The organism is Bradyrhizobium sp. 18BD (assembly GCF_054185225.1).
Window position 1 is genome coordinate 1 of record NZ_JAVAYL010000011.1, and the last position, 25,713, is coordinate 25,713.

At 64.9% G+C, this 25,713-nt stretch carries 26 protein-coding genes and 2 riboswitches; of the genes, 7 read left to right on the forward strand and 19 right to left on the reverse strand.

Going from position 1 to position 25,713, the window contains the following annotated elements; translation table 11 throughout:
• Nucleotides 1-251 precede the first annotated feature (251 nt).
• From RAD16_RS20240 to RAD16_RS20275, 8 genes are all read right to left on the reverse strand, one after another.
• A complete protein-coding gene (locus tag RAD16_RS20240; RefSeq protein WP_458159666.1) occupies nucleotides 252-1,010 on the reverse strand; it encodes an SDR family oxidoreductase in 759 nt (252 codons plus the stop codon).
• 26 nt (nucleotides 1,011-1,036) lie between these two features.
• Entirely contained in the window at nucleotides 1,037-1,795 is a 759-nt protein-coding gene (locus RAD16_RS20245) for a proteasome-type protease (protein ID WP_011088363.1), read from the reverse strand.
• A 235-nt stretch (nucleotides 1,796-2,030) separates the two neighbouring features.
• Nucleotides 2,031-2,438 (reverse strand): carboxymuconolactone decarboxylase family protein, encoded by a 408-nt coding sequence (locus tag RAD16_RS20250; protein ID WP_458159667.1) that lies wholly within the window; start codon nucleotides 2,436-2,438, stop codon nucleotides 2,031-2,033.
• Nucleotides 2,439-2,495: 57 nt separating this feature from the next.
• Nucleotides 2,496-2,933, reverse strand: a complete 438-nt coding sequence (locus RAD16_RS20255; RefSeq protein WP_458159668.1) for a hypothetical protein — start codon at nucleotides 2,931-2,933, stop codon at nucleotides 2,496-2,498.
• Nucleotides 2,911-3,696, reverse strand: a complete 786-nt coding sequence (locus RAD16_RS20260) for an acyl-CoA dehydrogenase family protein (RefSeq protein ID WP_458159669.1) — start codon at nucleotides 3,694-3,696, stop codon at nucleotides 2,911-2,913. The genes RAD16_RS20255 and RAD16_RS20260 overlap by 23 nt, the downstream gene beginning before the upstream one ends.
• Nucleotides 3,697-3,821: 125 nt before the next feature.
• The gene (locus tag RAD16_RS20265) at nucleotides 3,822-4,670 is read right to left on the reverse strand and encodes a transglutaminase family protein (protein WP_458159670.1); all 849 of its coding nucleotides are present in this window, start codon (nucleotides 4,668-4,670) and stop codon (nucleotides 3,822-3,824) included.
• 60 nt (nucleotides 4,671-4,730) lie between these two features.
• Nucleotides 4,731-5,675, reverse strand: a complete 945-nt coding sequence (locus RAD16_RS20270; RefSeq protein ID WP_326898998.1) for an alpha-E domain-containing protein — start codon at nucleotides 5,673-5,675, stop codon at nucleotides 4,731-4,733.
• 4 nt (nucleotides 5,676-5,679) lie between these two features.
• Nucleotides 5,680-7,098 (reverse strand): circularly permuted type 2 ATP-grasp protein, encoded by a 1,419-nt coding sequence (locus RAD16_RS20275; RefSeq protein WP_458159671.1) that lies wholly within the window; start codon nucleotides 7,096-7,098, stop codon nucleotides 5,680-5,682.
• A gap of 222 nt (nucleotides 7,099-7,320) precedes the next feature.
• Between RAD16_RS20275 and RAD16_RS20280 the strand changes: the two genes are divergently transcribed.
• The 3 genes from RAD16_RS20280 (at nucleotide 7,321) to RAD16_RS20290 (ending at nucleotide 9,423) form a co-directional block, all read left to right on the forward strand.
• Entirely contained in the window at nucleotides 7,321-8,058 is a 738-nt protein-coding gene (locus RAD16_RS20280) for a competence/damage-inducible protein A (protein WP_458159672.1), read from the forward strand.
• Between the two features lie 36 nt (nucleotides 8,059-8,094).
• Nucleotides 8,095-8,622: a xanthine phosphoribosyltransferase gene (gene gpt, locus RAD16_RS20285; RefSeq protein WP_458159673.1), complete on the forward strand. Its 528-nt coding sequence runs from the start codon at nucleotides 8,095-8,097 to the stop codon at nucleotides 8,620-8,622.
• Nucleotides 8,623-8,778: 156 nt separating this feature from the next.
• The gene (locus RAD16_RS20290; RefSeq protein WP_458159674.1) at nucleotides 8,779-9,423 is read left to right on the forward strand and encodes a hypothetical protein; all 645 of its coding nucleotides are present in this window, start codon (nucleotides 8,779-8,781) and stop codon (nucleotides 9,421-9,423) included.
• A gap of 12 nt (nucleotides 9,424-9,435) precedes the next feature.
• Here RAD16_RS20290 and RAD16_RS20295 read toward each other — a convergent pair whose 3' ends face one another.
• On the reverse strand, nucleotides 9,436-9,666 hold the full coding sequence (locus RAD16_RS20295) for a hypothetical protein (RefSeq protein WP_458159884.1): 231 nt from the start codon (nucleotides 9,664-9,666) through the stop codon (nucleotides 9,436-9,438).
• Nucleotides 9,666-10,688 carry a methionine synthase gene (locus RAD16_RS20300; protein WP_458159675.1) on the reverse strand — a complete coding sequence of 341 codons (1,023 nt, stop codon included), beginning with the start codon at nucleotides 10,686-10,688 and terminating at the stop codon, nucleotides 9,666-9,668. Before RAD16_RS20300 ends, RAD16_RS20295 begins: the two co-directional genes overlap by 1 nt.
• Nucleotides 10,689-10,832: 144 nt before the next feature.
• Between RAD16_RS20300 and RAD16_RS20305 the strand changes: the two genes are divergently transcribed.
• From RAD16_RS20305 to RAD16_RS20320, 4 genes are all read left to right on the forward strand, one after another.
• Complete coding sequence (locus RAD16_RS20305) at nucleotides 10,833-11,534, forward strand: glutathione S-transferase N-terminal domain-containing protein (protein WP_458159676.1); 702 nt, start codon at nucleotides 10,833-10,835, stop codon at nucleotides 11,532-11,534.
• A gap of 143 nt (nucleotides 11,535-11,677) precedes the next feature.
• Entirely contained in the window at nucleotides 11,678-12,286 is a 609-nt protein-coding gene (locus RAD16_RS20310) for a DsbA family protein (protein WP_458159677.1), read from the forward strand.
• On the forward strand, nucleotides 12,286-13,263 hold the full coding sequence (locus tag RAD16_RS20315) for an NADPH:quinone oxidoreductase family protein (protein WP_458159678.1): 978 nt from the start codon (nucleotides 12,286-12,288) through the stop codon (nucleotides 13,261-13,263). Before RAD16_RS20310 ends, RAD16_RS20315 begins: the two co-directional genes overlap by 1 nt.
• An 81-nt stretch (nucleotides 13,264-13,344) precedes the next feature.
• Nucleotides 13,345-13,560, forward strand: coding sequence for a hypothetical protein (locus RAD16_RS20320; RefSeq protein WP_458159679.1), 216 nt, complete (start codon nucleotides 13,345-13,347; stop codon nucleotides 13,558-13,560).
• Between the two features lie 35 nt (nucleotides 13,561-13,595).
• Here RAD16_RS20320 and RAD16_RS20325 read toward each other — a convergent pair whose 3' ends face one another.
• From RAD16_RS20325 to RAD16_RS20365, 9 genes are all read right to left on the reverse strand, one after another.
• Nucleotides 13,596-14,486, reverse strand: a complete 891-nt coding sequence (locus RAD16_RS20325) for a crotonase/enoyl-CoA hydratase family protein (RefSeq protein ID WP_458159680.1) — start codon at nucleotides 14,484-14,486, stop codon at nucleotides 13,596-13,598.
• A 161-nt stretch (nucleotides 14,487-14,647) separates the two neighbouring features.
• Nucleotides 14,648-16,069 (reverse strand): amidase, encoded by a 1,422-nt coding sequence (locus RAD16_RS20330; protein WP_458159681.1) that lies wholly within the window; start codon nucleotides 16,067-16,069, stop codon nucleotides 14,648-14,650.
• Nucleotides 16,070-16,071: 2 nt separating this feature from the next.
• Complete coding sequence (locus RAD16_RS20335) at nucleotides 16,072-17,235, reverse strand: M20 aminoacylase family protein (protein WP_458159682.1); 1,164 nt, start codon at nucleotides 17,233-17,235, stop codon at nucleotides 16,072-16,074.
• 13 nt (nucleotides 17,236-17,248) lie between these two features.
• Nucleotides 17,249-18,754 (reverse strand): M81 family metallopeptidase, encoded by a 1,506-nt coding sequence (locus tag RAD16_RS20340; protein WP_458159683.1) that lies wholly within the window; start codon nucleotides 18,752-18,754, stop codon nucleotides 17,249-17,251.
• Nucleotides 18,755-18,965: 211 nt separating this feature from the next.
• Nucleotides 18,966-20,615 (reverse strand): ABC transporter ATP-binding protein, encoded by a 1,650-nt coding sequence (locus tag RAD16_RS20345; RefSeq protein ID WP_458159684.1) that lies wholly within the window; start codon nucleotides 20,613-20,615, stop codon nucleotides 18,966-18,968.
• A gap of 161 nt (nucleotides 20,616-20,776) precedes the next feature.
• On the reverse strand, nucleotides 20,777-21,664 hold the full coding sequence (locus tag RAD16_RS20350; protein WP_458159685.1) for an ABC transporter permease: 888 nt from the start codon (nucleotides 21,662-21,664) through the stop codon (nucleotides 20,777-20,779).
• A 20-nt stretch (nucleotides 21,665-21,684) separates the two neighbouring features.
• A complete protein-coding gene (locus tag RAD16_RS20355) occupies nucleotides 21,685-22,626 on the reverse strand; it encodes an ABC transporter permease (RefSeq protein ID WP_326899015.1) in 942 nt (313 codons plus the stop codon).
• A 181-nt stretch (nucleotides 22,627-22,807) separates the two neighbouring features.
• Nucleotides 22,808-24,109, reverse strand: coding sequence for a D-amino acid dehydrogenase (locus RAD16_RS20360; RefSeq protein ID WP_458159686.1), 1,302 nt, complete (start codon nucleotides 24,107-24,109; stop codon nucleotides 22,808-22,810).
• A gap of 67 nt (nucleotides 24,110-24,176) precedes the next feature.
• Nucleotides 24,177-24,290: riboswitch (glycine riboswitch) on the reverse strand.
• A 3-nt stretch (nucleotides 24,291-24,293) separates the two neighbouring features.
• Nucleotides 24,294-24,397: riboswitch (glycine riboswitch) on the reverse strand.
• A gap of 94 nt (nucleotides 24,398-24,491) precedes the next feature.
• On the reverse strand, nucleotides 24,492-25,622 hold the full coding sequence (locus RAD16_RS20365; RefSeq protein WP_458159687.1) for a M20/M25/M40 family metallo-hydrolase: 1,131 nt from the start codon (nucleotides 25,620-25,622) through the stop codon (nucleotides 24,492-24,494).
• Between the last annotated feature and the right edge of the window lie 91 nt (nucleotides 25,623-25,713).

A 25,713-nucleotide genomic window follows, 5' to 3' on the forward strand; every position in this document is an offset into this window, starting at 1 on the left:
TGCGTGCGGATAGCGGCCGGTCCGTCGGAAAGATGATCGAACAACATCGTTGTCTCCAGGTTGAGTGCTTCAGCAACCTCAGTCTGGCCTCAGACCCGGTCGCTATCCACTCCCCATGGAATCTTCGCTGCGCTCGCAATGACGATTGTGGAGGCAGTGCGGGGACTTAACTCGCGTCACGCGCGCAGCCCCGCAGCAGCAGGCGCCTCTTGACGCCTACTGTGCATGGGGTTGTTTTCGCACTTTTTAGTTCAGCCCCGTCCGACGAACGGCATCTTGGTGGCCATGACGGTCATGGTCAGCACGTTGGCATCCAGCGGCAGGCCGGCCATGTAGGCGACGGCATCGCCGACCGCCTTGGCGTCCATGCGCGGCTCGTGCTTGGTGGTACCGTCGGGCTGCAGCACGCCGGGGCCGTTGACCATGCGGTCGGTCATCGGCGTGGCGGCATTGCCGATGTCGACCTGGCCGACCGCGATGTCGTACATGCGGCCGTCGAGGTTCGAGGCCTTGGTGAGGCCGGTGATGGCGTGCTTGGTCGAGGTGTAGGCCGCTGAGAACGGACGCGGAGCATGCGCCGAGATCGAGCCGTTGTTGATGATGCGGCCGCCGCGCGGGGTCTGGTCCTTCATGATGCGGAAGGCGTGCTGGGTGCACAGGAACGGGCCGGTGAGGTTGGTGTTCACCACCGCCTGCCACTGCTCGAGGCTGAGGTCCTCGAAGTTCACGGCGGGCGCGCCCATGCCGGCATTGTTGAACAGCACGTCGAGGCGGCCATAGGTCGCCTTCACCTTGTCGAACAGCGCGGCAATGGCGTCCGGCTTGGTCATGTCGGCGGTGACGCACAGGCTCTTGCCCGCGGGGCCGAGCTTGGCGGTCTCCTCGAGCATCTCCATACGGCGTCCGACCAGCACCACGGTGAAGCCGGTGTTCATCAGCGCCAAGGACGCGGCGCGCCCGACACCGGTGCCGGCGCCCGTCACCACTGCGATCTTTTTCGCTTCACTCATCGTTTCCTGCCTTTTCTCTCAAGCTGTCAGGTTTTGGGTTCTTTTTCGTTCTTGTAGGGCGGCCGCGGAATGTTCTGATGCGCCGCGCGCAAGGCCGCCGACCAGCGCGAGCGCAGATCGTGGAAATAGGGCTCGCCCGCCTCGATGCGGTGGTTGAGGTCGGCATCGCAGGCATCCGCGCGCACCACCAGCACGTCGATCGGCAGGCCGACGCCGAGATTGGAGCGCATGGTCGAGTCCATCGAGATCAGGCCGGTCTTCAGCGCCTCGTAGAGCTCGACGTCGTAATGCATGGCGCGGTCGAGCACCGGCTTGCCGTATTTGTGCTCGCCGATCTGCAGGTAGGGCGTGTCGGTGGTGCACTCGATGAAATTGCCGGCGGTGTAGACCATGAACAGGCGCATCCGCGCGCCCTTGATCTGGCCGCCGAACAGGAAGGAGACGTCGAAGGAGACATCCTCGGACTTCAGCGCCGGGCCTTCGGTGGCGTGCACCGCCCGGATCGCCCGGCCGATGCGCTGGGCCGCCTGGAACATGGTCGGCGCGTTCATCAGCGTCTCGATCTCGCCCGTATTGGGGTCTTCCAGACCCTCGGTCAGGGTCGAGAGCACCGACTGGCTGATGGCGAGGTTGCCGGCGCTGGCGATCGCCATGATGCGGTCGCCGGGCTTGGAGAAGATGTGCAGCTTGCGGAAGGTCGAGACATTGTCGAGGCCGGCATTGGTGCGGGTATCGGCGATCATCACCAGACCGTCCCGAACCAGGATTCCGCAACAATAGGTCATTTCCAGTCCCCGAACGCGTTTGCGCGAAATTACTAGCCAATTTCGCCGGCTACTCCAACCCCCGATTCCCGGGGGGCGAGGCTGTCATTCCGGGGCGCGCGTCAGCGCGAGCCCGGAATCCATTGGGCCGCAGAGTTGGTGGAGGAATGGATTCTCAGGTGCGCAAGTGCGCACCGTAGCTCGCGACTTCGTCGCGCCCCGGAATGACAGGTGAGCTCTGCGAACGCGATCGACCTTAGTCAGCCGTATCGGCCAGAAACGCTGCGTCGACGGGAACGCCGAGTGCGGTGACCAGCCGGTTCGTCGCCGCGGCCATGCCGACGATGGCGAGCAGCTCGGCATATTCAGCCTCGGTCATGCCCTTGGCCCGGGCGGCGGCCGTGTGGGAATGGATGCAGTAGCTGCAGCCATGCGCGATCGACACCGCGACATAGAGCATTTCCTTGACCTTGGGATCGAGCGTGCCCGGACCCATCACCTCCTTGAGGCTCTCCCAGGTCCGCCGCAGCGTCTTCGGATCATGCGCCAGCGCGCGCCAGAAATTGTTGATGAAGTCCGACTTCCGCACCTTGCGGATGTCGTCGAAAACGGCGCGCGCCTCGCTGGAGAGTTCACCGTCCGAAAGCAGCTTCACGGTCGCCATGATGGGGTTCCTCGCAGGGCCTGGTCTGACCCTGCGATTGTAGCACGGCCGATGCGGTCAGCCGGCATGGTCAGCCGAACGGCGCAAGGCCAGCTTGCCGACATCGACATATTGCCGCTGCTGCGCGTGGGCGTGCTGGGCGGCGACGTGAAGATCGCGCAGGCGCCGCTGCAGGGGCGAGCTGTCGTAGACCGCGCTGCTGCCGGCCAGCGCAAAGCAGGCATCCGCGATACCGACGCAGGTGGTGGCGAGCCAGGCCGCGGACCTCGCCCCCTCGATCATGAGGTCTTCATCGTTCAGCGTTCCCGCCAGCGCGTGACGCCAGTGGCTCGCGGCCTGCGCCTCTTGAAACGCCTGCGCGGCCGCAAGGTCGGCGGAAATCCGGCCGAGATCGTACTGGAAGGTCTCGGACTCCCGCATCGGCGTGGCCGCATATAATTGCTGCCGACCCGTGTGGGCCAGCGCGAGCAGCTCATCGACGGTGCCTTCGGCCATGCCCACCGCGAGTGCGCCGTGCACCAGGGGCAGCCATTGCCGCAGCGCTTGATAGAGCGGACCCGGCTGCTGCGGGGGGCGTATCGAGATCGAAGAAATCAGCCTCGGGAACCAGCCTCTCCTGCAGCGTGACGTGGTGGCTGCCGGTGCCCTTGAGACCGGCCGCGTGCCAGGTGTCCTCGATGTCACAGTCGTAGGCCGGCAGCGCCACGACGCGAACCAGCGGTTTGCCTTGCGCACCCGGGATCGGCTTGCCGTTTTCGGTGACGATGCAGAACCCGCCGATCCAGTCGGCATGTGTGCAACCGCTGGCGAAGGGCCAGCGGCCCTTGACGCGATAGCCGCCGGCGACGCGCTCCGCGGTGCCGCCCGGCTGGGATGAGCCGCAGATCGCCGTATCAGGCCCGTTCTTGTAAATGCGCTTGTACAATTCCGGGGGCGATGCGGCGACGAAGAGGCTGCTGGATCCGGCAACGCACGTGATCCAGCCGATCGAGCCGTCGAGACGGGCCAGTGCCTTGATGACCTCGAGACCGTGAGGAAAATCCAGTTCCAGTCCGCCATGGCTCCGCGGCACGAACATCCGGAAGATCCCGATCGACCGCAGCCGCTCCACGATGTCGCGCGGGACGCGACGCCCGACTTCGATCTCGGCGGCGCGTGCCGTGATCTCGGGTGCCAGATCCCGGATGCCTGCAAGCATCTCCCGGAGGGGATCGCGCAGTGGCACGGAATGCTTTTTGGTTTTCTCTTGAAGCCGCATCTGTCTCAACCTCTGTTGCGGAAACGGATCGCAACGGAAATTGGACGGCGCGTGCTACCGCGCGGTTTCAGCGCGGCGGCTGTCGATTACGGCTGTAACGATTGCGCCTCGAGATATCGACGGGACTAGCCCTGCCGCTGTGATTGCGACTGCGATTGCCCGCCGCGATTGGCCTGCTCGACCTTGACCGCGACCGTCAGCGTCTCGGCGCCGCCGCCGTAGCGGGTGCCGCGCACCGGGGCCGCGCCGAGATAGTCGAGCCCGATCGCGACGCGGACATGGGCGTCGGTGGTGCAGATGGAGTTGGCGGGATCGAAGCCGACCCAGCCGAGATCGGGAACATAGGCCTCCGCCCAGGCGTGGCCGGCATCCTGATGCACGGTGCCGTCCGAGCGCAGGAAATGGCCGGAGACGAAGCGCGCCGGCACGCCGCCGCTGCGCGCGCAGGCGATGAAGATATGCGCGTAGTCCTGGCACACGCCGCGCTTGAGCGTGAACGCCTCGGCCGCCGACGTGCCGCTGTTGGTCGGGTCCTCGTCGAAGGTCATGTGATCGCTGATCTCAGTCATCAGCGTGTGCAGGAAGCCGAGCGTGTCGCTCTCGGCCTCGCTGCGCAGCTGGCGCGCGACGGCCATCATGGCAGGGTTCACGGTGGTGAGGTCAGTGGGGCGCAAAAACATCTCGGCCGGAAAGCGCTCGTCGGCGCCGCGCAGCACGCCGCCGGTGTCGTGGGTCTCGATCAGGCCCTCGGCGGTGATCTTGATGTCGCCGACGGGTCCGCAGGAGAGCACATGGGTGACGTTGCCGAACGCGTCCTCATGGGTGTCGAGCTTGGTGTCCGTGGAGACGTCGATCTGCCACTCCGCCACATACTGCCCGTCATGGCTGCACGGCGTCATGCGCAGAATCTGGATCACGCTGGTCGCCGCCGGCTCGTAGCGATAGGTCGTGGTGTGCTGGATTCGCAGGCGCATGGTGTTTTGGTTCCGTCATTCCGGGTTCGCCCGTCGGGCATCCCGGAACGACCGCGTGTATCAGATCAAATACTGCTTCGTGATGATTTCGCCCAGCCTGGAATTGTCCGCGATGAATTCCTGAATGAATTCATGCACGCCATGCTGGAAGATGTCGTTCATATTGCTGTGTTCGAGCCGGTTGCGGATGCCGCGGGCGTGGCGCTGGGCCGGGCCCTGGCGGCCATAGGCGACGCCGATCTGGTCGAGATTGCGCACGAGATTGTCGTAGCAGCTGGCGAGCGAGCGCGGCAGCGTGCCGTTGAGGATGAGCAGATCCGCGACCAGCCACGGTTTCAGTGTCTCGCGATAGACCCAGTGATAGGCCGTCAACGCCGACACCGAGCGCAGGATCGAGCTCCACTGATAGAAGTCGAGCGGGCCGCCGACGTGCTCCTCTTCCGGCAGCAGCACGTGATACTTCACGTCGAGAATACGGGCGGTGTTGTCGGCGCGCTCCAGATGCAGGCCGAGTCGCGAGAACCAGTAGGCGTCGTTGCGCAGCATGGTCCGGTAGGCCGAGCCGTCGAAGCGCAGCGAGGTCTCCTGCACGAAGCGCAGGAACTTTGCCAAATCCTCGCGCGTCGAGGTGCCCTTGCTCCAGACCTCCTGCAACTCGATCCAGGCCGAGTTGATGGTGTCCCACATCTCGCTCGTCAGCGCGGTGCGCACCGAGCGCGAGTTCAGCCGCGCCGCCTCGATGCAGTTCCGGATCGAGGAGGGGTTGTCCGCGGAGAACGAGAGGTAGTCGACGACGTTGTGCTCGTTGGCTTCCTCATATTGTTGATAGAAGCTGGCGGCGACGCCGGCGGTGAGCAGCGCCGAGTCCCATTCGTTGGTCTTGCCGATATAGGCGGCGGGCAAGGCGGTGACGCGCAGCGTCGCATCGATGGTGCGCGCGAGATACTCGGCCCGTTCGACGTAGCGGGCGAGCCAGTAGAGGTTTTCGGCGGTACGCGACAGCATCTCTCTACTCGTCCAGGATCCAGGTGTCTTTGGTGCCGCCGCCCTGGCTCGAATTCACCACGAGCGAGCCTTCCTTCAGCGCGACGCGTGTCAGCCCGCCCGGCACGATGGTCGTGCTCTTGCTGCCGGTCAGCACGAACGGCCGCAGGTCGACGTGGCGCGGCGCGAGGCCGGACGCGGTGCAGGTCGGGCAGGTCGAGAGCGCCAGCGTCGGCTGCGCAATAAAACCTTCCGGCTCGCGCTTGAGCTTTTCGCGGAACGCCTCGATGGTCGCTTTCGTCGCGGCCGGGCCGATCAGCATGCCGTAGCCGCCGGAGCCGTGAACCTCCTTGACGACGAGATCGCCGAGATTGTCCAGCACGTAAGCCAGATCCTTCGGCTCGCGACAGCGCCAGGTCTGCACGTTCTTCAGGATCGGCTCCTCGCCGAGGTAGAACTTCACGATGTCAGGCATGTAGGAGTAGATCGCCTTGTCGTCGGCGATGCCGGTGCCGACCGCGTTGGCGAGCGTGATGTTGCCGGCCGCATAGGCCGACATCAGACCGGGCACGCCCAGCACGGAGTCGGGGCGAAAGGTGAGGGGATCGATGAAATCGTCGTCGACGCGGCGATAGATCACGTCGACCCGTTTCAGCCCCTCGGTCGTCCGCATGAACACTTCGTTGTTCTTGATGACGAGGTCGCGGCCTTCGACCAGCTCGATGCCGAGCTTGTCGGCGAGGAAGGAGTGCTCGTAATAGGCGGAGTTGTAGACGCCCGGCGTGAGCAGCGCGACCGTCGGCTCGCCGGACGCGCCGTGCGGCGCGACCGAGCGCAGCGCCGAAAGCAACTCGTCCGGATAGCGCTCGACCGGCGCCACCCTGTGGCGGGCGAACAGGTCCGGAAACAACCGCATCATGATCTCGCGGTTTTCCAGCATGTAGGACACGCCCGACGGCGTCCGCGCATTGTCCTCCAGCACGATGAAGTCCTCGGCATCGACCCGGACGATGTCGATGCCGGCGATGTGCACGTAGACGTCGTGCGGCACCTGCTGGCCGTTCATCTCGGGCCGGAACACCGGGTTCTGGAAGATCAGATCGTCAGGCACGATCTCGGCGCGGAGGATGTCGCGGCCGTGATAGATGTCGCGCAGGAACATGTTCAGCGCCTTCACGCGCTGCTTCAGCCCCTTTTCCAGCACCGCCCATTCCCTGCCGGACATGATCCGCGGGATCACGTCGAACGGGATCAGGCGTTCAGTGGAATCGGAGTCCCCATAGACCGCGAAGGTAATGCCGATGCGGCGGAAGAGGAGCTCAGCCTCCTGACGGCGATATTCGAGCGCCTCGGGAGGCGTCTCCTTGAGCCAGCGTGCCAGCTCCTGATAGGCGGGGCGAAGGTCCCCGCCGGGAATATTCATTTCATCAAACGCGACTGCCATAGATCCCGACTGTTCTCCGTGGCCATGCGGCAAGAGTGCATGACTTTGAGGAGGTAGCAAGGGCCGGGCCAGCGCGATAAGCATGGACTGGCACGATTTACCGGGGATGGCCGGTGGCGTGCCTGAAAAAATGGCTGAGGACTGCTTATTTCGGCAGCAAAACCGCGTGACTTCAACGCGTTACCTCGGCAAAGTCGGGCCGACAGGTGAGGGACTTAAGGTATGAGCGAGATCGTCACGGCGGGCATTCTGGTCATCGGGGATGAAATCCTGTCCGGCCGGACCAAGGACAAGAATATCGGCTTCATCGCCGAATACCTGACCAATATCGGCATCGACCTCAAGGAAGTCCGGGTGGTCTCCGACGACGAGGCCGACATCATCGCCGCGCTGGATGCACTGCGGAAACGCTACACCTACGTCTTCACCACCGGCGGCATCGGACCGACCCATGACGACATCACCGCCGACAGCGTCGCCAAGGCCTTCGGCGTCGGCATTGACCATCACCCCGAGGTGGTCGCCCGTTTCCGCGAGCGTTGGAGCGGGCAGGACCTCAACGAGGCCCGCCTGCGCATGGCCCGCATCCCCGATGGCGCCGAGCTGATCCAGAGCGCGACCATCCTCGCCCCCGGCTTCAAGATCGGCAACGTCATCGTGATGGCCGGCGTGCCCTCGATCATGCAGGCGATGATGGACATCGTCTCGCCCAAGCTGAAGTCGGGCGTGCGCATGCTGTCCGAATCGGTCCGCGCCAATGCGCGGGAGGGCGACATCGGCAGCCCCTTGCGGGCGATCGCCGAGGCTCATCCCGACACCATCATCGGCAGCTATCCCTTCATGGATGAGGACTCGAAGCCGAACACCAATCTGGTGGTGCGCTCTCGCGATGCGGATAAGCTGGCATCCGCGATGGCGGCGGTGAAGGAAATGCTGGCGGGATTGAACATCACCCGGTAGCAGAGGCTGCCGGAGGATGATTGGCAGGAGACGACAATGGCTGGTGAAGCACCGGAACTGAGCGCGCAGGAACGGGCGGGCAAGGCCTTCCCGGTCTCGTGGGACCAGTTCCACCGCGATTGCCGGGCGCTGACCTGGCGGCTCAACGAGGTCGGTCCGTTCCACGCGGTGATCGCGATCACCCGCGGCGGGCTTGTGCCGGCTGCGATCGTCGCCCGTGAGCTCGGGGTGCGCGTGATAGACACGGTCTGCATCGCCAGCTACGACCACAACAAGCAGGGCGAGCTTCAGGTGCTCAAGGGCATCTCGGAAGCCGCGATGAAGCTCGGCGGCGGCACCGGCAAGGGCCTGCTGATCGTCGACGACCTCGTCGACACCGGCAAGACCGGCAAGCTGGTGCGCGAGATGCTGCCCGACGCGCATTTCGCCACCGTCTATGCCAAGCCGCAGGGGCGCCCGCTGGTCAACACCTTCATCACGGAAGTCTCGCAGGACACCTGGATCTTCTTCCCCTGGGACACCGCGCTGTCGTACCACCCGCCGCTCCGCGACGGGGCGGCGTAGTTTTTCTTCGCCTCGCCCCGCGTGCGGGGAGAGGCCGCGCCGAAGGCGCGGGTGAGGGGGAGCTTCCGCGAGTCCGTCTCTCACCTTATTTGTGGAGGCAGCCCCTCACCCCAACCCTCTCCCCGTAAGAACGGGGAGAGGGAGTGGACCCGCACCATGCCCCTGCAAAACCGTGTCACGCCGACTGGCGAGATCATCGCCACCCCGCATCGGGGCATGTTCACCGGCAATCGCGGTATCATCCATGATCCCGCGACGAAGACGCTGCTGAGGAAGCGCTGGTCGTCGCCGGCCTGGCTCACCTGCACCTGCGAATTCCGTGGCCGCCGCCGCGAAGTGATGGCGCAGCAAAGCTGGACCGAGCTGTTCTTCCTCGACGAGGCCACCGCGCTCGCCGCTGGACATCGTCCCTGCTTCTACTGCCGGCGCGACGATGCCAATCGCTTCCGCGCCGCGTGGGAGAAGGGCAACCGCGTGCACGACGTCCGCATGCACGACATCGACACCGTGCTGCATCACGAGCGGCTCGATCACGGCAAGAAGCGGCTGCATGTCCTGCTGGTGCCGCTCGATCAACTCCCTGACGGCGCGATGGTGCAGCAGGGCGACGAGAGCTTTTTGGTGACGCAGGGCAGGGCGCTGCTGTGGTCGCCGGCGGGGTATGTCGGAGCGCGCGAGCTCGAAGCCGCGCAGTTGCTGACGCCGCCATCGACGCTGCGTACGATGAGTGCCGGCTATGAGATCACGCTCCATCCCAGCGCATACAGCGCTCCCTCCGCCGCAAGGGGGGAGGGAACATAGCGTCGCGTGTGGCTACTTCAGCGGCCGCCCTTGCTCATCCACCGTCGTGCGCGCATCGCGCAGGGCCCATTCGCGGATGATTTGGCGGCAGCGGGTCAGCTCAGCCTCGTTGGCGCTGCCGGCTTGCTTCTCGGCTCGCTCCACCATGGCCTTGCAGTTCAGCAGCACCGAGCGATCCTCGGCATGCGCAAAGGTGGTCGCCGCAAGTGTCGCGACGGCGAGTGCCGCCCGGATCGCCACCATCACCCCAGCTTCTCGCGCGCCAGCGCAGCGCCGGCGCCAAGCGCCATCAGCTTGGCTTCGGCGATCTCGCGCCGCATCGGCGCCATCCCGCAATTGGTGGTGGCGATGATGTTGCTCTTCGGCACGAACTTCGACACCGCATCGATCACCTGCACGACGTCCTCGGCTGTCTCCACCGTGTCGCTGGCGACGTCGATGACGCCGGCCTGCACGATCTTGTTCTTGAGCAGCGCGAGCAGGTCGAGCGGGACTTTCGAGTTGCGGCACTCGATCGCGACCTGCTGGATCGGGCTGGCATCGATCGCCGGGAAAATCTGCTCGTACTGCCGCCACTGCGCGCCGAGCGTTTCCTTCCAGTCGGTGTTGGCCTTGATGCCGTAGCCGTAGCAGATGTGGACGGCTGTGGTGCAGGTCAGCCCCTGTGCGGCGCGCTCCAGCGCCTTGATGCCCCAGTCGTTGACCTCGTCCATGTAAACGTTGAAGGCGGGCTCGTCGAACTGCACGAGATCGACGCCGTCGGCCTGCAACGCCCTGGCTTCCTCGTTGAGCAGCTCGGCGAAGGCGAACGCCATCTTGACGCGGTCGCCATAGTAACGGTCGGCGATGGTGTCGATGATGGTCATCGGGCCGGGCAGGGTGAATTTCAGCTTCTTCTTCGTGTGCGCGCGCGCCGCTTGCGCCTCAAAGGCATGGACGCGACCCCTAAGCCGGAGTGGCGCCACCACCTGCGGCACCATCGCCTTGTAGCGATCCTTGCGGATGCCCATCTCGACCTTATGGGCGAAATCGATGCCCTCGATCTTCTCCAGAAAACCGTGCACGAAATGCTGGCGCGCCTGCTCGCCCTCGGTGACGATGTCGATGCCGGCGTCTTCCTGGATCTTCAGCCAGATCAGCGTCGCGTCGCGCTTGGCGCGGAATAGCTCGTCACCTTGCGACTTCCAGGGCGCCCAGAGCATGTTGGGCTCGGCGAGCCATTCCGGCTTCGGCAAGGAGCCGGCGATCGTGGTTGGAAACAGCATGGCGGCCCTCCCGGCAGGTTGTGTTGCGCCTCTTCCTGCCATGTCTTAACGTCAAGGTACAGAACAACAAAAGTCGCTTTCTATTCCATCGGCGATGACAGGGAAGGCCCAAAGAAAGGGCCACGGAAAGGCCAGAGGAAGGGCATGATCGACCTCTATTACGCGCCGACGCCGAACGGCTGGAAAATCTCGATCATGCTGGAGGAACTCGGGCTTCCCTATACGGTGAAGCCCGTCAACATCCGCGCCGGCGAGCAGTTCACCCCTGAGTTTCTGGCGATCTCGCCTAACAACCGGATTCCCGCGATCGTCGATCATGAGCCCGCCGACGGCGGCGTACCGTTCTCGGCGTTCGAGACCGGCGCGATCCTGATCTATCTGGCGGAGAAGACCGGTCGCTTTCTGCCCGCTGATTTGCGCGGCCGCTCCACCACCATTCAATGGGTGATGTGGCAGATGGCGGGGCTTGGGCCGATGCTCGGCCAGCATGGCCATTTCGCGCTCTATGCGGCGGAAAAGATTCCCTACGCGATCGAGCGCTACCGTGACGAGGCGGCGCGGCTCTACGGCGTGCTCGACCGGCAGCTCGCCAGGACCGGCGCCTATGTCGCCGGCGACTATTCCATCGCCGACATCGCCTGCTTCCCCTGGACCATGACCCACAAGGCGCAGGGCTTCACGCTCGACGACTATCCGAACGTGAAACGCTGGTACGCCGCGATGCGCGCCCGGCCGCAGGTGCAGGCCGGGCTTGCGATCGGAAAATTCGTGAAAGAGCCGTTCGACGAGGAATCACGCAAGATCATGTTCGGCCAGAGGGCTAAGGAAGTTTTGGGAAAGACGTAGGCCTCCGCTCCCTCCCCGTCATTGCGAGCGAAGCGAAGCAATCCAGACTGCTTCCGTGGAAAGAGTCTGGATTGCTTCGTCGCTTCGCTCCTCGCAATGACGGAGGAGAGAGCGAGTCAGACAAGACAGACAAGGAAACCGCCATGATCGAGTTCTTCTTCGACTGCTCCAGCCCCTGGACCTATCTCGCCTTCCACAACATCCAGCCGCTCGCGAAAGAAGTGGGCGCTGAGATCGTCTGGCGGCCGATCCTGGTCGGCGGCATCTTCAACACCGTCAATCCCAGCGTTTACGCGCAACGTGAAAAACCGGTGCCGCTGAAGGCGCGCTACATGAAGAAGGATCTCGCCGACTGGGCGCGCTCGGCGGGCCTTGCGATCAAGATGCCGCCAACGGTGTTTCCGGTGAACAGCGTGAAGGTGATGCGCGGCTGCATCTGGCTCGGCAAGGAAATGGTGCCGTTCGCGACGGCCGTGTTCGAGGCCTATTGGGGCGGCGACAAGGACATCTCGCAGGATTCGGTGCTGGCCGAGATCTGCAAGAAAGTCGGTATCGACGAGCAGACGTTCTTCGCCGGCATTTCCGAGCAGGCGATCAAGGATCAGCTCAAGGCCAACACGGAGGAGGTCGTTGCCCGCGGTGGGTTCGGCTCGCCGACCATTTTCGTCAATAAGACCGACATGTATTTCGGCAATGACCGACTGCCGCTGATCCGCGAGGCGCTGCTGCGCAGCAAGGCGAGCGCGGCCTGATGGTGCGCGCTGTCGTCTGCCGCGCGCTCGGCGCGCCCGAAAGCTTGCTGCTGGAAGAATTTCCGTCGCGCGCCCTGAAGCCGGGCGAGGTGCGCGTTGCGATCCGCGCCGCCGGCCTCAATTTTCCCGATGTGCTGATGGCGGCCGGCGAATATCAGCTCAAGCCCGAGCTGCCGTTCACGCCCGGCATGGAGGCTGCCGGCGACGTCACCGAGGTTGGCGCCGAGGCGAGGGGCGTTGCCGTCGGCGACAAGGTTATCGTCAAGATGCGCCATGGCGCCTTTACCGACGAGGCCGTGGTGACTCCGTCGCAGCTCACGCCGATGCCGTCCACCTTCGACTATGCGGAGGCTGCGACCTATCTCGCCGGCCACGGCACGGCCTATCACGCACTGATTGACCGCGGCCGGGTCGAGCCCGGCGAAGTGCTGCTGGTGCATGGCGCCGGCGGCGGCGTCGGCCTTGCCGCGGTGGAGATCGGCAAGATGCTCGGCGCGACGGTGATTGCGACAGCGTCCAGCGACGAGAAGCTGGCGATCGCGAAATCGCGTGGTGCTGACCATCTCGTGCGCTACGATCGCGAGCCGTTTCGCGATGCCGTCAAGCGCATCACCGACGGCCGCGGCGCCGACGTCGTGTTCGATCCGGTCGGCGGCGAGGTGTTCGAGAACTCGATGCGCTGCATCGCCTGGGGCGCACGCCTGCTGGTGATCGGCTTCACGGGCGGCATCGGCTCGGCCAAGACCAATCTCCTGCTGATCAAGGGCGCCAGCGTGCTCGGCGTGCGTGCGGGCGAGGCGGTGCGAAAAAATCCTGCGCTGGGCGAGGTCAGGCTGAAAGCGCTGCTGCAATGGGCGGAGGAAGGCAGGCTGCGCCCGAACATCTCGCATCGCCTGCCGCTGGAGGAGTTTGCGAAGGCGATGCGGCTGTTGCTCGACCGCAAGGCGATCGGGCGCGTTGCGCTGGTGATGGAGTGATGCAAAAGGTGATATCAATCAGGCGTTGAAACCGGCCTGTATCGACTGAATAATGGCAAATTATCGGTCCGGAGATCGACTATGTCTCAGAAGCCTGACGCTGAAGCGATTGAAGAGGCCTATCGAGCAAAGCTGAATTGCCTGTTTGATACGTTCGTTAGAACGATGATGGACTGGTCCGGCGAAGCAAATGGCGAGAAGAGGTCCCTGGACCAATTCACCAGAGGATTGAAATTTGCACGGCGGGCAAGAGAACTTGCGCTCGTTGCCGTCGGAACGCAGGGCGATATCGCGTAGGAAGCTGGGGCGGGGATCCCGCCCCAGTCGCCGCGTCACCTATACTCCCGCTCCGTCCACCACGGGAAATAGTCCGGCATATCGCTCGACACCTTGTTCTTGAACTGCGCCGGACGCTTCTCCAGGAATGACACCACGCCTTCCTTGACGTCGTCGGAGCGGCCGCGGGCATAGATGCCGCGGCTGTCGACCTTGTGGGCTTCCATCGGATCGTCGGCGCCCATCATCCGCCACATCATCTGGCGGATCAGCGCCACCGACACCGGCGCGGTCTTGGCGGCAAATTCCTTGGCGAGCGCGCGGGCGCTCGGCAGCAGATCATCGGGGGCGACGACCTTGCTGACGAGGCGGCCGGCGAGGGCTTCCTGGGCCGGGAAGACGCGGCCCGAATAGCACCATTCCAGCGCCTGCGAGATGCCGACGATGCGCGGCAGGAACCAGCTCGAGGCCGCCTCCGGCACGATGCCGCGCTGGGAGAACACGAAGCCGAAACGCGCGGCGTCCGACGCAATGCGGATGTCCATCGCGAGCTGCATCGTGACGCCGATGCCGACCGCGGGACCGTTCACCGCAGCGATGACAGGCTTCAGGCACTTGAAGATGCGCAAGGTGACCTGGCCGCCGCCGTCACGCACCTGCGGATCGCTGTAGTCGACCTTGCCGTCGGCAAAGCGTTTTACCGGCCCGCGCCGGGCGTCGCGATCAAACGTGTCGGCGCCGGAGGAGAGATCGGCGCCCGCGCAAAAACCCCGGCCGGCGCCGGTGACGATGATGGCGCGGACATTGTCGTCCTTGTCGGCGGCGTCGAACGCGTCGATCAGCTCGGCTTGCATCTGCGCGTTGAAGGCGTTGAGCTTGTCGGGCCGGTTCAGCGTGATGGTGAGGATCTGCTCGGCGACCTCGTATTTGATCGTCTCATACGCCATGGGTGGTTTCCTTCCTTCTTGAACGCAGTCTCATAAAGACGTCATGCATGCGGGCCAATGTCCGTCTTGCGCGGACTGGGCATGCTGTCTCTCCCTCAGTATCCAGACGACAATGGCCGGGGCAAGCCCGGCCATGTCGCAGTCTGACAGTCCCGAAGCGTTCAGTGCGCCGGCGGTCGCGGCCAGGGCTTCTGCGCGCCGCGCAGGCCTTCAAACGCCTTGGCCATGCCGAGCACGCCGATATCGTCGAAGCGGCGGCCGACGATCTGCACGCCGATCGGAAAACCCTTGGCGTCGAAGCCGCCGTTGATGGAGACGGCCGGGTTCTCCGACATATTCCACGGCACGGTATAGGCGATGTGCTCGAACGGCTTCATCGGATCGTTGGTGGGCGAGGCCCAGTCGGCGGGATAGCTGACGTTCGGTGCGGTCGGCGAGATCACGTAGTCGAGCTCGCAGAACAGCTTTGATGCGGCCGCGCGGATCGCCATGGTCTGGTTGAAGCCGCGGATCACCTCCACGCCCGAGAGCTTCGCACCGGACTCGCCCCATCTAAAGATATAGGGCAGCACCTTTGCCTGGTCGGCCGGCGTCAGCTTCGACAGATCGTCCCACATCCGCGCGCGCCAGAAATTGTCGAGGCCGTCGAGCATCTCGCGGGTGAGGATGCCGTCGACCCCGGTGACGATGGCGCCTGCGGACTCAAATGCTTTCGCGGCCTTCACCGCGACCTCGCGCACCGGCTTCTCCAGCGCCAGGCCGCAGCCGGGATCGAGCATCAGCCCGATGCGCAGTTTGCGCGGGGACTTCTCCAAACCCTTCCAGTTGAGCGGCTCGGCGGGCAGGCTCATGCCGTCGCGCCGGTCGGGCTTTGCGATTGCGCTCATCATCAGCGCGCAGTCGTCGACGGTGCGGGTCATGGGGCCGGCGACGCGGCCGACATAGGTGGGGTCGATCGGCACGCGGCCAAAGCTCGGCTTCAGGCCGACAAGGCCGCACCAGCCCGCGGGCAGCCGCACTGAGCCGCCGATGTCGGTGCCGAGATGCAAGGGGCCGTAGCCGGCCGCCGCAGCAGCCCCGGCGCCCGCACTGGAGCCGCCGGGGTTCTTCGAGAGGTCCCAGGGATTGCGCGCCAGCGCATGGAAAGAGGAGAGCCCGGACGACAGCATGCCGTAATCGGGCATGGTGGTTTTTGCGAAGATGACCGCGCCGGCCTCGCGCAGCCGCGCGGCGGGCGGCGCATCCTTCTCGGCCGGCACCAATTTGACGCTCGCCGCGCCCAGCGGCACCGGCACGCCCTTGGTCGCGATGTTGTCCTTCACCGTGACAGGCACGCCGTCCAGCGCGCCTGACGGTTCACCTCCGGACCAGCGCGCGGTCGAGGCTTTTGCGGCCTCGCGCGCGCTGTCGGGATCGAATGCATAGAGCGCCCTAAGGTGCGGTTCCCACGCAGCGACATGCGCAAGCACGTCCTCCAGCACCTCGCTCGGCGAGAATTGCTTGGCGCGATAGCCCGCGATCAGATCGACCGCGGACAGATCGTGCAGCGAGGTGACCGCCTCTTCGACGCTCTTTTTATGCATCGCTAACCCACCGGCATGCGCGTTTCGATGATCCGGGCGAACATGCTGGCGCCGATCGGCAGGATCTTGTCGTCGAGCACGAAGCCGGGATTGTGCACGGGCACCGAGCCGTCGTGGCCGACCCAGAAATAGGCGCCGGGAATGGTCTCCAGCATGTCGGCGAAGTCTTCGCTGCCCATCTTCGGCTGGGCGCGGGTGATCACCTTGGCGGGGTCGACGATGGTGCGCGCGACGTCCTCGACCACCTTGGACTGCTCGACCTGGTTGACCAGCACGTTGAAGGTGTCGCGGATGTCGACGTCGATCGCACACTGATAAGCGCTTGCGATGCCGGCGCAGATGGTGCGGATGCGTTCGGCGACCAGGGTGCGGACTTCCTTCGAGAAGGTGCGGATGGTGCCGCAAAGATGCGCATCGCCGGGAATGACGTTGTAGGCGGAGCCCGCATGGATCTGGGTGATCGACACGACGGCAGCCTGCAGCGGCTCGACGTTGCGGCTGACGATGGTCTGGATCGCCTGAGCCAGCGTGGTCGCGATGATCACCGCGTCCTTGGAGCGCTCGGGCATCGCGCCATGGGCGCCATAGCCGGTGATGCGGAGGTCGAAGAAGTCGGCGCTGGCCATGGCTGGGCCGGGCAGGATCGCGATCTCGCCGTGGTTGAGGTCGGGCGCGTTGTGCAGGCCGTAGAGCTCGTCGCAGGGAAACTTCTCGAACAGGCCGTCCTTGATCATCGCGCGGGCGCCGCCGAGGCCTTCCTCGGCCGGCTGGAAGATCAAATGCACGGTGCCGTCGAAGTTCTTGGTTTCGGCGAGGTAGCGCGCGGTGCCGAGCAGCATGGTGGTGTGGCCGTCATGCCCGCAGCCGTGGAAGCGGCCGGGGATCTTCGAGCTCCACTTCAGATTGGTGTTCTCTTCCATCGGCAGCGCGTCCATGTCGGCGCGCAGGCCGATGCGCTTGCCGCCCGAACCCTTGCCCTTGATGACGCCGATCACGCCGGTGCCGCCGAGACCGCGATGCACCTCGATGCCCCAGCTCTTCAGCTTGTCGGCGACGATGCCGGAGGTGCGCACTTCCTCGAAGCCGATCTCGGGATGGGCGTGCAGGTCGCGGCGGATGGCGGTGAGTTCGTCGGCGTAGCCGTCGATGCGGTCGATGGTGGGCATAGGTCCTGTCCGGTTAGCGTGAAGGGGGATTGAAAACGGGGCCGTTCGGCTTGATGCGGATGCCCGGACGCAGGCGCGTCCAGGGCAGCGAGGCAGTGTCCGCCGGCATTGCGCCGGGCGCGGCGCAGATCATCAGCTTTTCCGCAATCGGCTCGAAATCGGCACGGAAGTGCACCGAGCTCTTGTTGACCAGAATCTTTTCTTGCGTCGGCTCGATGCCGACATAGCGGTACATCGCCTGGTCGGCGAGCTGCGCCTTGTGCGAGGAGACGACGACGCGGACGTTGCCGATGCGCAAGGCTGCGGATGGCCCCATCTCCATCTCGCGGCCGCCGTAATAGGGGCCGGGCGCGATGAAGCGGCCGTCGGAGAGTTTTTCGACGACGAAGGTCTCGGTATAGGGCTCGTCGCCGGGAATCCCGGACTTGCCGCCGAGCGAGAGGGTGACCGTGGCGCCGACGCCGGCCGCATGCGCGGCCTTGGCCGATTCCGGATCGTAGATCGCGCCGGTTGCGGCACTCGCCTTGTTGCGCACCAGCGCACGCAGCATGCCTGTGGTGTCGGAATCGCCGCCGGCGCCGGGATTGTCCTGGGTGTCGGCGATGATGATCGGCCTGCTCGCGGTCTTCGAGAGTTCCATGGCGTGGCGCACGCCGTCATCGGGCGTCCAGATCTTGCCGTCGAAATCGTCCTCGTGGCTTTCGATCAGTTTGACGATCGCATCCGCCGCGCGGTCGGCGTCCTCTTGCGTCTTTCCATAGGCGAACACGCTCGGCCCGCAATCGCGGAAGTCGGCGGCAGGGAAGCCGGGCGCGAAGGACAGCGTCGGCACCGCATCGCTCTCCAGCGCTGCCAGCTTTTCGTAGATGCCCTTGGTGGGGAAGTCGTTGGTGCATTGCCAGCTGATCGCGATCAGGAACGGCAATTGGCGGAACGACTTTGCAAAGCGCTGCTTCGTGTTCAGGAGCAAGGCAAGATGCTTCGCCGAGGCGCGGCCGGTCTCGGCCATGTCGACATGCGGATAGGTGCGGTAGGCGATCAGCGCGTCCGCGTGTTCCATCATCTCGGGCGTGACGTTGGCGTGGAGGTCGAGGCTCGCGACCAGCGGAATGTCCTTGCCGATGATGCGGCGCACGCGCGCCAGGATTTCGCCTTCGCCGTCGTCGAGATGCTCGGTCACCATCGCGCCGTGCAGGTCGAGATAAACAGCGTCGATCGGGCCGGCGGCGGCGATGCCGTCGACCATCACCTTCACGATACGCTCGAAGGCGTCCTTGGTGACATGCGCCGAGGGGCTTGCACCGCACGCAATGGTCGGAACGAGTTCCCAGCCATTGGCCTCAGCGCTGTCGACGAAACCGGCGAGGCCGACATTGATGCGCCGCATCACTTTCAATACGTCGGCACCTTCAGTCATCGCCGGCCAGCCGCCGCCATGCTGGAAGTCCGCGAATGTCGCCTTCGTTGGGGCGAAGGTGTTGGTCTCGTGCAGGAAGCCGCCGACGGCGATACGTGTCATCAATTCAGGTCCGGTTAAATGATGCGGCGACGTTACCCGCCTTTGCAGCAAGAGCAAGCAAGCTAGACAGTCGTGCCGCGCATGGCCTCAAGCTGTTTTGGGAATGCTTGCCGCGATCACCGTCATTGCGAGCGGAGCGAAGCAATCCAGACTGTCTCCGCGGAGGGACTCTGGATTGCTTCGCTGCGCTCGCAATGACGAGTGGACAGACCTAGGCCGTCGCCGCCACGCCTTCCGACACCGGCCGGAAGTTCGCAAAGTCCCAGTTGCGTCCCGGTGCCGCATCCAGCAGCGCCTTGGTGTAGGCTTCCTGCGGATGCGTCAGCACTTCGGCGGCCGGGCCCTGTTCGACGACACGGCCGTGCTGCATCACCACGACCTCGTCGCAGATTTGCGCTGCGACGCGCAAATCGTGGGTGATGAACAGGATGGCGATGCCGAGCCGCCGCTGAATCTCGTCGAGCAGTTCCAGTACCTGCGCCTGCACGGAGACGTCGAGCGCGGAGACCGCTTCGTCCGCGACCAGCACGTCGGGATCGAGCGCGAGCGCGCGCGCGATGGCGATGCGCTGGCGCTGGCCGCCGGAGAACTGGTGCGGATAGCGCGACACGGCATCGGCGGGCAGGCCGACCAGCTCGAGCAGCTCGCGCGCGCGCTTCATCGCAGCGGCGTGCGAGGTGCCGTAATTGATCGGGCCTTCCGCGATGCTCTCGCCGACGGTGATGCGCGGGTTGAGCGAGCGGTAGGGGTCCTGGAACACGATCTGGATCTTCTGCCGGTGCGGCTGCAGCAGGCGGCGCGAGATGTCCGAGATCTCGCGGCCCGCAAGGCGCACGCCGCCGGAGGTCGGGTCGATCAGCCGCACGATGCAGCGCGCCACCGTCGACTTGCCCGAGCCGCTTTCGCCGACGATGCCGAGCGTGCGGCCCTTGCGCAGCGTCAGCGTCACCTTGTCGGCGGCAACGACCTCGCGGCCTTTGCCGAAGAACGCGCGCTCCTTGTAGACCTTGCTGAGTTCGTTGGCCTCGAGCACGACGGGCTCGCGGCTCTCCTCGCGCGGTGGCCGCGGGACCAGGCTCGGCACCGAGGCCAGCAGGTTGCGGGTGTATTCCATGGTCGGATTGCGCAGCACGGTCTCGAGCGGACCGGTTTCGACGAGACGGCCCTGACGCATCACCGCGACGCGGTCGGCGATCTCCGCCACCACGCCCATGTCGTGGGTGATGAACAGCACCGCGGTGCCGTGGTCGCGCTGGAGCTCGCGGATCAGGGACAGGATCTGCTTCTGGGTGGTGACGTCGAGCGCGGTGGTCGGCTCGTCCGCAATCAGCAGCTTCGGCTCCAGCACCAGTGCCATCGCGATCATGATGCGTTGGCGCTGACCGCCCGAGAGGCGGTGCGGGTAGGAGGCGAAGATGCGCTCGACCTGGGGCAGGTGGACCTGCTCCATCATGTCGAGGATGCGCTTCCTGCGTGCCTTGCCATCAAGGTCGGTGTGAGCGCGCAGCACCTCGTCGATCTGGCGGCCGACCGGCACGACCGGATTGAGCGCGGTCATCGGCTCCTGGAAGATCATCGCCATCCTGGTCGCGCGCAACTGGCGCAGGCGGCGATCGGTCGCGGTGAGGATCTCCTCGCCGACGAGCTTTACGCTGCCGCTGGTCGGAACCAGCGTGCCCTTCGGCAGCAGGCCCATCGTGGTGAGCGAGGTGACCGACTTGCCCGAGCCGCTTTCGCCGACCAGGCACAGCGTCTCGCCTTCGTGGACCTGGATCGAGATGCCGTCGATGATGTTTGCGCCCTTCGGCTTCTTGCCGACGGAGACGACGAGGTTGTTGATGTCGAGAACGATATTGGTCATCAGGTCACTCCGTCGTCATTGCGAGGAAGCTCGCGACAAAATTGCAAAGCAATTTTGCGCTGTAGCGACGAAGCAATCCAGAAATCTTTCCGCGGATGCGGGCTGGATTGCTTCGCTTCGCTCGCAATGACGGAACATGGGGGACGGCCGGCGAGACAAAATCACTTCCCCTCCCGCTGCTTCATGCGGGGATCGAGTGCGTCGCGGGCGGCGTCGCCGATCAGATTGATGCTAAGGATGGCGATCGAGAGCAGCAGGCCCGGCCAGAAGATCAGTGTCGGCTTGAGCTGAAAATACTGGCGGCCCTCGGCCATGATGTTGCCCCAGGTCGGCGTCTCCGGCGAGATGCCGGCGCCGAGGAAGGACAGGATCGCCTCGGTGAGGATCGCGGAGGCGCAAACGTATGTGCCCTGGACAATCAGCGGCGCGATAGTGTTCGGCATCAGGTGCCGCCACATGATCTTCGGCAGACTGGAGCCAACCGAGATCGCGGCCTCGACATAGGGCTCCTCGCGCGCCGACAGCACGACCGAGCGGACCAGGCGCGCCACGCGCGGAATTTCCGGGATGGTGATCGCGACCATCACGGTCCAGATGCTGGCGCCGGACAAGGACACCACCGCGATGGCGAGCAGGATGCTCGGCATCGCCATCAGGCCGTCCATGACGCGCATCAGGATGGAATCGACCAGCTTGAAGAAGCCGGAGACGAGGCCGATCGCAAGTCCGATCGCGACCGCGAGGATCGCCGAACCGATGCCGATCAGCAGCGAGATGCGGCCGCCATAGATCACGCGCGACAGCAGGTCGCGACCATAGGCGTCGGTGCCGAGCAGGAACTGCGCCGAGGCGGGCTTGAGCCGCTGCGACGGCGCAAGCTGGATCGGATCATGCGGCGCGATCAGCGGCGCCAGGATCGAGATCAGCACGATCAGCACCAGCAGGATCGTGGCTGCCGCGATGATCGGCGTCGAGGTGAGGAAGCCGAAACGCGGCCGCAGCGGCGCCGTGATCGGGATGGATGACTGGGGGAGGCTATCGACCGTCATTGTTGTTCTTATCCTTGGTCCTAGTACCGGATCCGGGGATCGAGCAGCGTGTAGGCGACGTCGATCAGGAGGTTGACGACGACGTAGATCAGCGAGGTCAGCAGGATCATCGCCTGGATCACCGGATAGTCGCGCGCCAGCACCGCATCCACGGTGAGGCGGCCGATGCCGGGAATGTTGAACACGCTCTCGGTGACGACGACGCCGGAGATCAGCAGTGCAAAGCCGGTGCCGATCACGGTGATCACGGGCACGGCGGCGTTGCGCAGCGCGTGCCGCATCATCACCGCGACCTCGTTGATGCCCTTGGCGCGCGCCGTGCGCACATAGTCTTCGCCGAGCACGTCGAGCATCGCCGCGCGCGTCATGCGGGCGATCAGTGCGATATAGATGAAGGACAGCGCACAGGTCGGCAGGATGATGCGCTCGAAGAACGGTCCGAAGCCGTTGAAGATGCTGCGGAAGCCCTGCACCGGCACCCAGCGCAGGTCGATCGCGAAAATCTCGATCAGGATGTAGCCGACCACGAACACCGGCACCGAGAAGCCGAGCACCGAGAGACCCATCACGAAACGGTCGATCCAGGTGCCGTGCTTCCACGCCGCGATGACCCCCAAGGGCACGGCGACGATGACGGCGAGGATGATGGTCGAGAGTGCGATCGAGATCGACGGCTCGACGCGCTGGCCGATCATCTTGATGACCGGCAGGTTGGAGATCAGCGACGTGCCGAGATCGCCGTGCAGGAGCTTGTTCACCCAGGTGATGAACTGCACGATCAGCGGCTCGTTGAGACCGAGCGATTCCCGGATGCGCTCGAGCCGTTCCGGCGTCGCGTTGTCGCCGGCGAGGATCGCGGCGGGATCGCCCGGCGTCAGCCGCAGCAACAGGAACACGAACAGCGCGACGACGCCCATCACGGGCACCGCAGCCAGAACGCGGCGAATGAGATAACCCAGCATGCACCTATCTCCGGCTGCGGAATGTGTGGGGCCTCGAGGCGCCCATGGAATCTGTCGTGTCTATCATGCGCGCCTGCCATTCGGACGGGAAGGGTGGCCGGAGAAGCCGTTCTTGCGGGGCAAATTGTGTGCCAAGGGCAGGGCGGTCGCAAGGGGCCGCCCCGCCCTGGATCGAGACCACTCAGGATGCATGACGCAGCTCGCGCTCAACCCCAAGTGAAGGCACGGTGGGCGGCGCATTGAGCCCGCGCCAGCCGTCGATGGTTCCGGCGATCATCTGCGCGGTCGCGGCCGACAGGGTCCAGCCGAGATGGCCGTGGCCGGTGTTGAAGAACACGCCCGGCATCCGGCCTGCACGCACCACCGGCATCATGTTCGGCATCATCGGCCGCAAGCCGGCCCAGGGCACGACGCGCGACGTCTCGACGGACGGGAAGTTGCTGCGCACCCAGTCGACCAGCGGCTGCACGCGATCGGCGCGGATGTCGCGGTTGAAGTCGTTGAATTCGGCCGTGCCGGCGACACGGAAGCGATCGGCGCCGAGCCGGCTGGTGACGATCTTGGCGGCTTCGTCGAGCAGGCTGACGGTCGGCGTCGCGTTGCGGCTCTCGGCGCTGTCGAGCTGCACGGTGATCGAATAGCCCTTCACCGGATAGACGTTGATGCGGTCGTCGAGGAGTGCTGCGAAGTGACGGCTGGCCACGCCGGCGCAGACCACCACGCCGTCCGCTTTCAGCATGCCGCGCGCGGATGGGGCAGCATCGCTTGCCGAAAGATCGGCCCAGCCGATGACAAAGCCGCCGCCGGCCTGCGCGATGGAGTCGATGTTGGCCTCGTGGATGAAGGTCGCGCCGCGGCGCTTGCAGGCCTCTGCGAGCCTGCGGGTAAACTTGTGGATATCGCCGGTCGCATCCGAGGGCGTATAGAAGCCGCCAAAGTAATCCTTGCGCAGCGCCGGCTCGATGGTGCGGATTTCCTCCGGCGTTACCGGGCGGCGGTCGAGGCCGCCTTCCTGCAACAGCGCGTTGACGCGCAGGCCGGATTCAAAGCCCTTCTTGTCGTGATAGATGTGGAGAATGCCGCGGCGTTCGAGATCGAAATCGATGCTTTCACGTTCCGCGATCTCGAACAGATATTTGCGGGCTTCGATCGCAAGCCGCGTGGTCTCGACCGTGTTGGCGCGGTAGTTGCCGATGTTGGCGACGAACTCGCTCATCCACGAATATTTGTGCCAGCTCGGCCGCGGGTTCATCAGCAGCGGCGCATCGCGCCGGAACATCCAGCGCAAGCCCTTCAGGATCGTCGCGGTGCTGTTCCACACTTCGGCATTGCTGGCGGAGAGCTGTCCGCCATTGGCGAAGGAGGTCTCCATCGCGGCGTAGCGGTGCTTGTCGAGCACCGTCACCTCAAAGCCGCGTTCGAGCAGGGCATAGGCGGTCGTCACGCCGGTGATGCCGGCGCCGATGATGGCGATATGGGTCATGGCAGGTTCGGGGCTCCCGTGAATTAGAGACGGCTAACCGCCGGCCAAAGGCCGTTGGCGGCGCCCCATCTGTCACGGTTACCTGAGAGCTTGATCCGGCGCAGACCTCGGCGAGGTCAGCTTCGGACTATCCCCTTCGGTGGACGTCACGACGTCTAAATCGTGCCGTCTCTCTCCAGATCGTCCTGACAATACAGTCCTTTTGCCTGAGAGTTTCCGGGGCGGTTGCTCCGTCGGCGCCGCAAAGAGGGCCGAAACCCTCGTTGCGATCTCTCCCGCATCGTCGCGTGGACCATCGAGCAGTACGATGCGCCTCATTTTTAGACAAGGCTAAATTTCAACCGCTACTGCCAACGCATTGTGCAGTGCGAAGTTGATTCAATTACTCAAGCGTCGCCAGCAATCCCGCCATCAGGCGCCCGCGCTCGACGAGGCTGTCCACCTCGATGAACTCTTCCAGCGTGTGGCCATTGCCGCCGCGCACGCCGAGGCCGTCGAGTGTCGGAATGCCCATCGCGCCGGTGAAGTTGCCATCGGAGCCGCCGCCGGAGCTCGCATGCGGCAATTCCGCGCCGAGCGATTTGGCGATGCCGCGCGCCTTTTCATACAGCGCCATCGTGCCGGCATCCGGCTCCCACACCGGACGCGTCACGCCGCGCGTCACCTTGAAGGTGACGTCATTCGCCGTGCCCGACAGGGCCAGCATGCGTTCGACGCCGCGGTCGAGATCGGCCTGGCGCTTGGCCATGGACAGCGCTTCGCCGGTCGCAGTCGTGGCAACGCAATTGACCCATTGTCCGCCATGCACGACGCCGACCGAGAAGGTGCAGTCTTCCGTCGTCATTGCGTCGATCGCAAGGATCTGCCGCGCCATCTCGCGGATCGCCGAGCGTCCCGCCGACAGTGTGGCGCCGGCGTGGCTCGGCCGGCCCGTCGCTTCCAGATTGAAGCGCGCGATGGCGTAACGTCCGGTGGTGACTCCGTTGTCGGCGCGGCCGGGTTCGGGCACCAGCACATATTTGTTGCGCGCGGCCTCGGCCTCGATGATGTCGCGCGTCGAGGGCGTGCCGACTTCCTCGTCCGGCGTGAACAGGATGGTGACCGGCAGCGGTGTGGTGAACGAGGCGCGCGCGAGCTGCCGGATCGCTTCCAGCGAGAGGTAGTTGCCGCCCTTCATGTCGTAGATGCCGGGGCCGTAGCACTTGTTGCCCTCGCGGCGCCATTTCAGTTTCTCGATGGTACCGACCGGGTGGACGGTATCCATGTGCCCGGCGATCAGGATGCCCGGCTCGCCCTGCTTGGGATGGGGAAAGCGCGCGCGGATGACGCCGCCGAAGCCCTGACGGCCGGCGATGCGTTCGATCGTCGCACCCATAATCGCCATATCCCGCGCTGCGATATCGAGCATGCGGTTCACCGCGCTCGCGTCCCAGGTTGGACTTTCGCATTCCACCCAGGTGCGCAGGCCCTCGAGCATGGCCTCGGAATCGAAGGGAAGATTGGCTGGATTCATCTTAATGTCTCTCAAGCTGCGAAAGGTGGAACGCGCATTGCATTGGCGCGGGGCAGGACAAGCGGAGAGAGTTGTAGAACTAAACCGATCT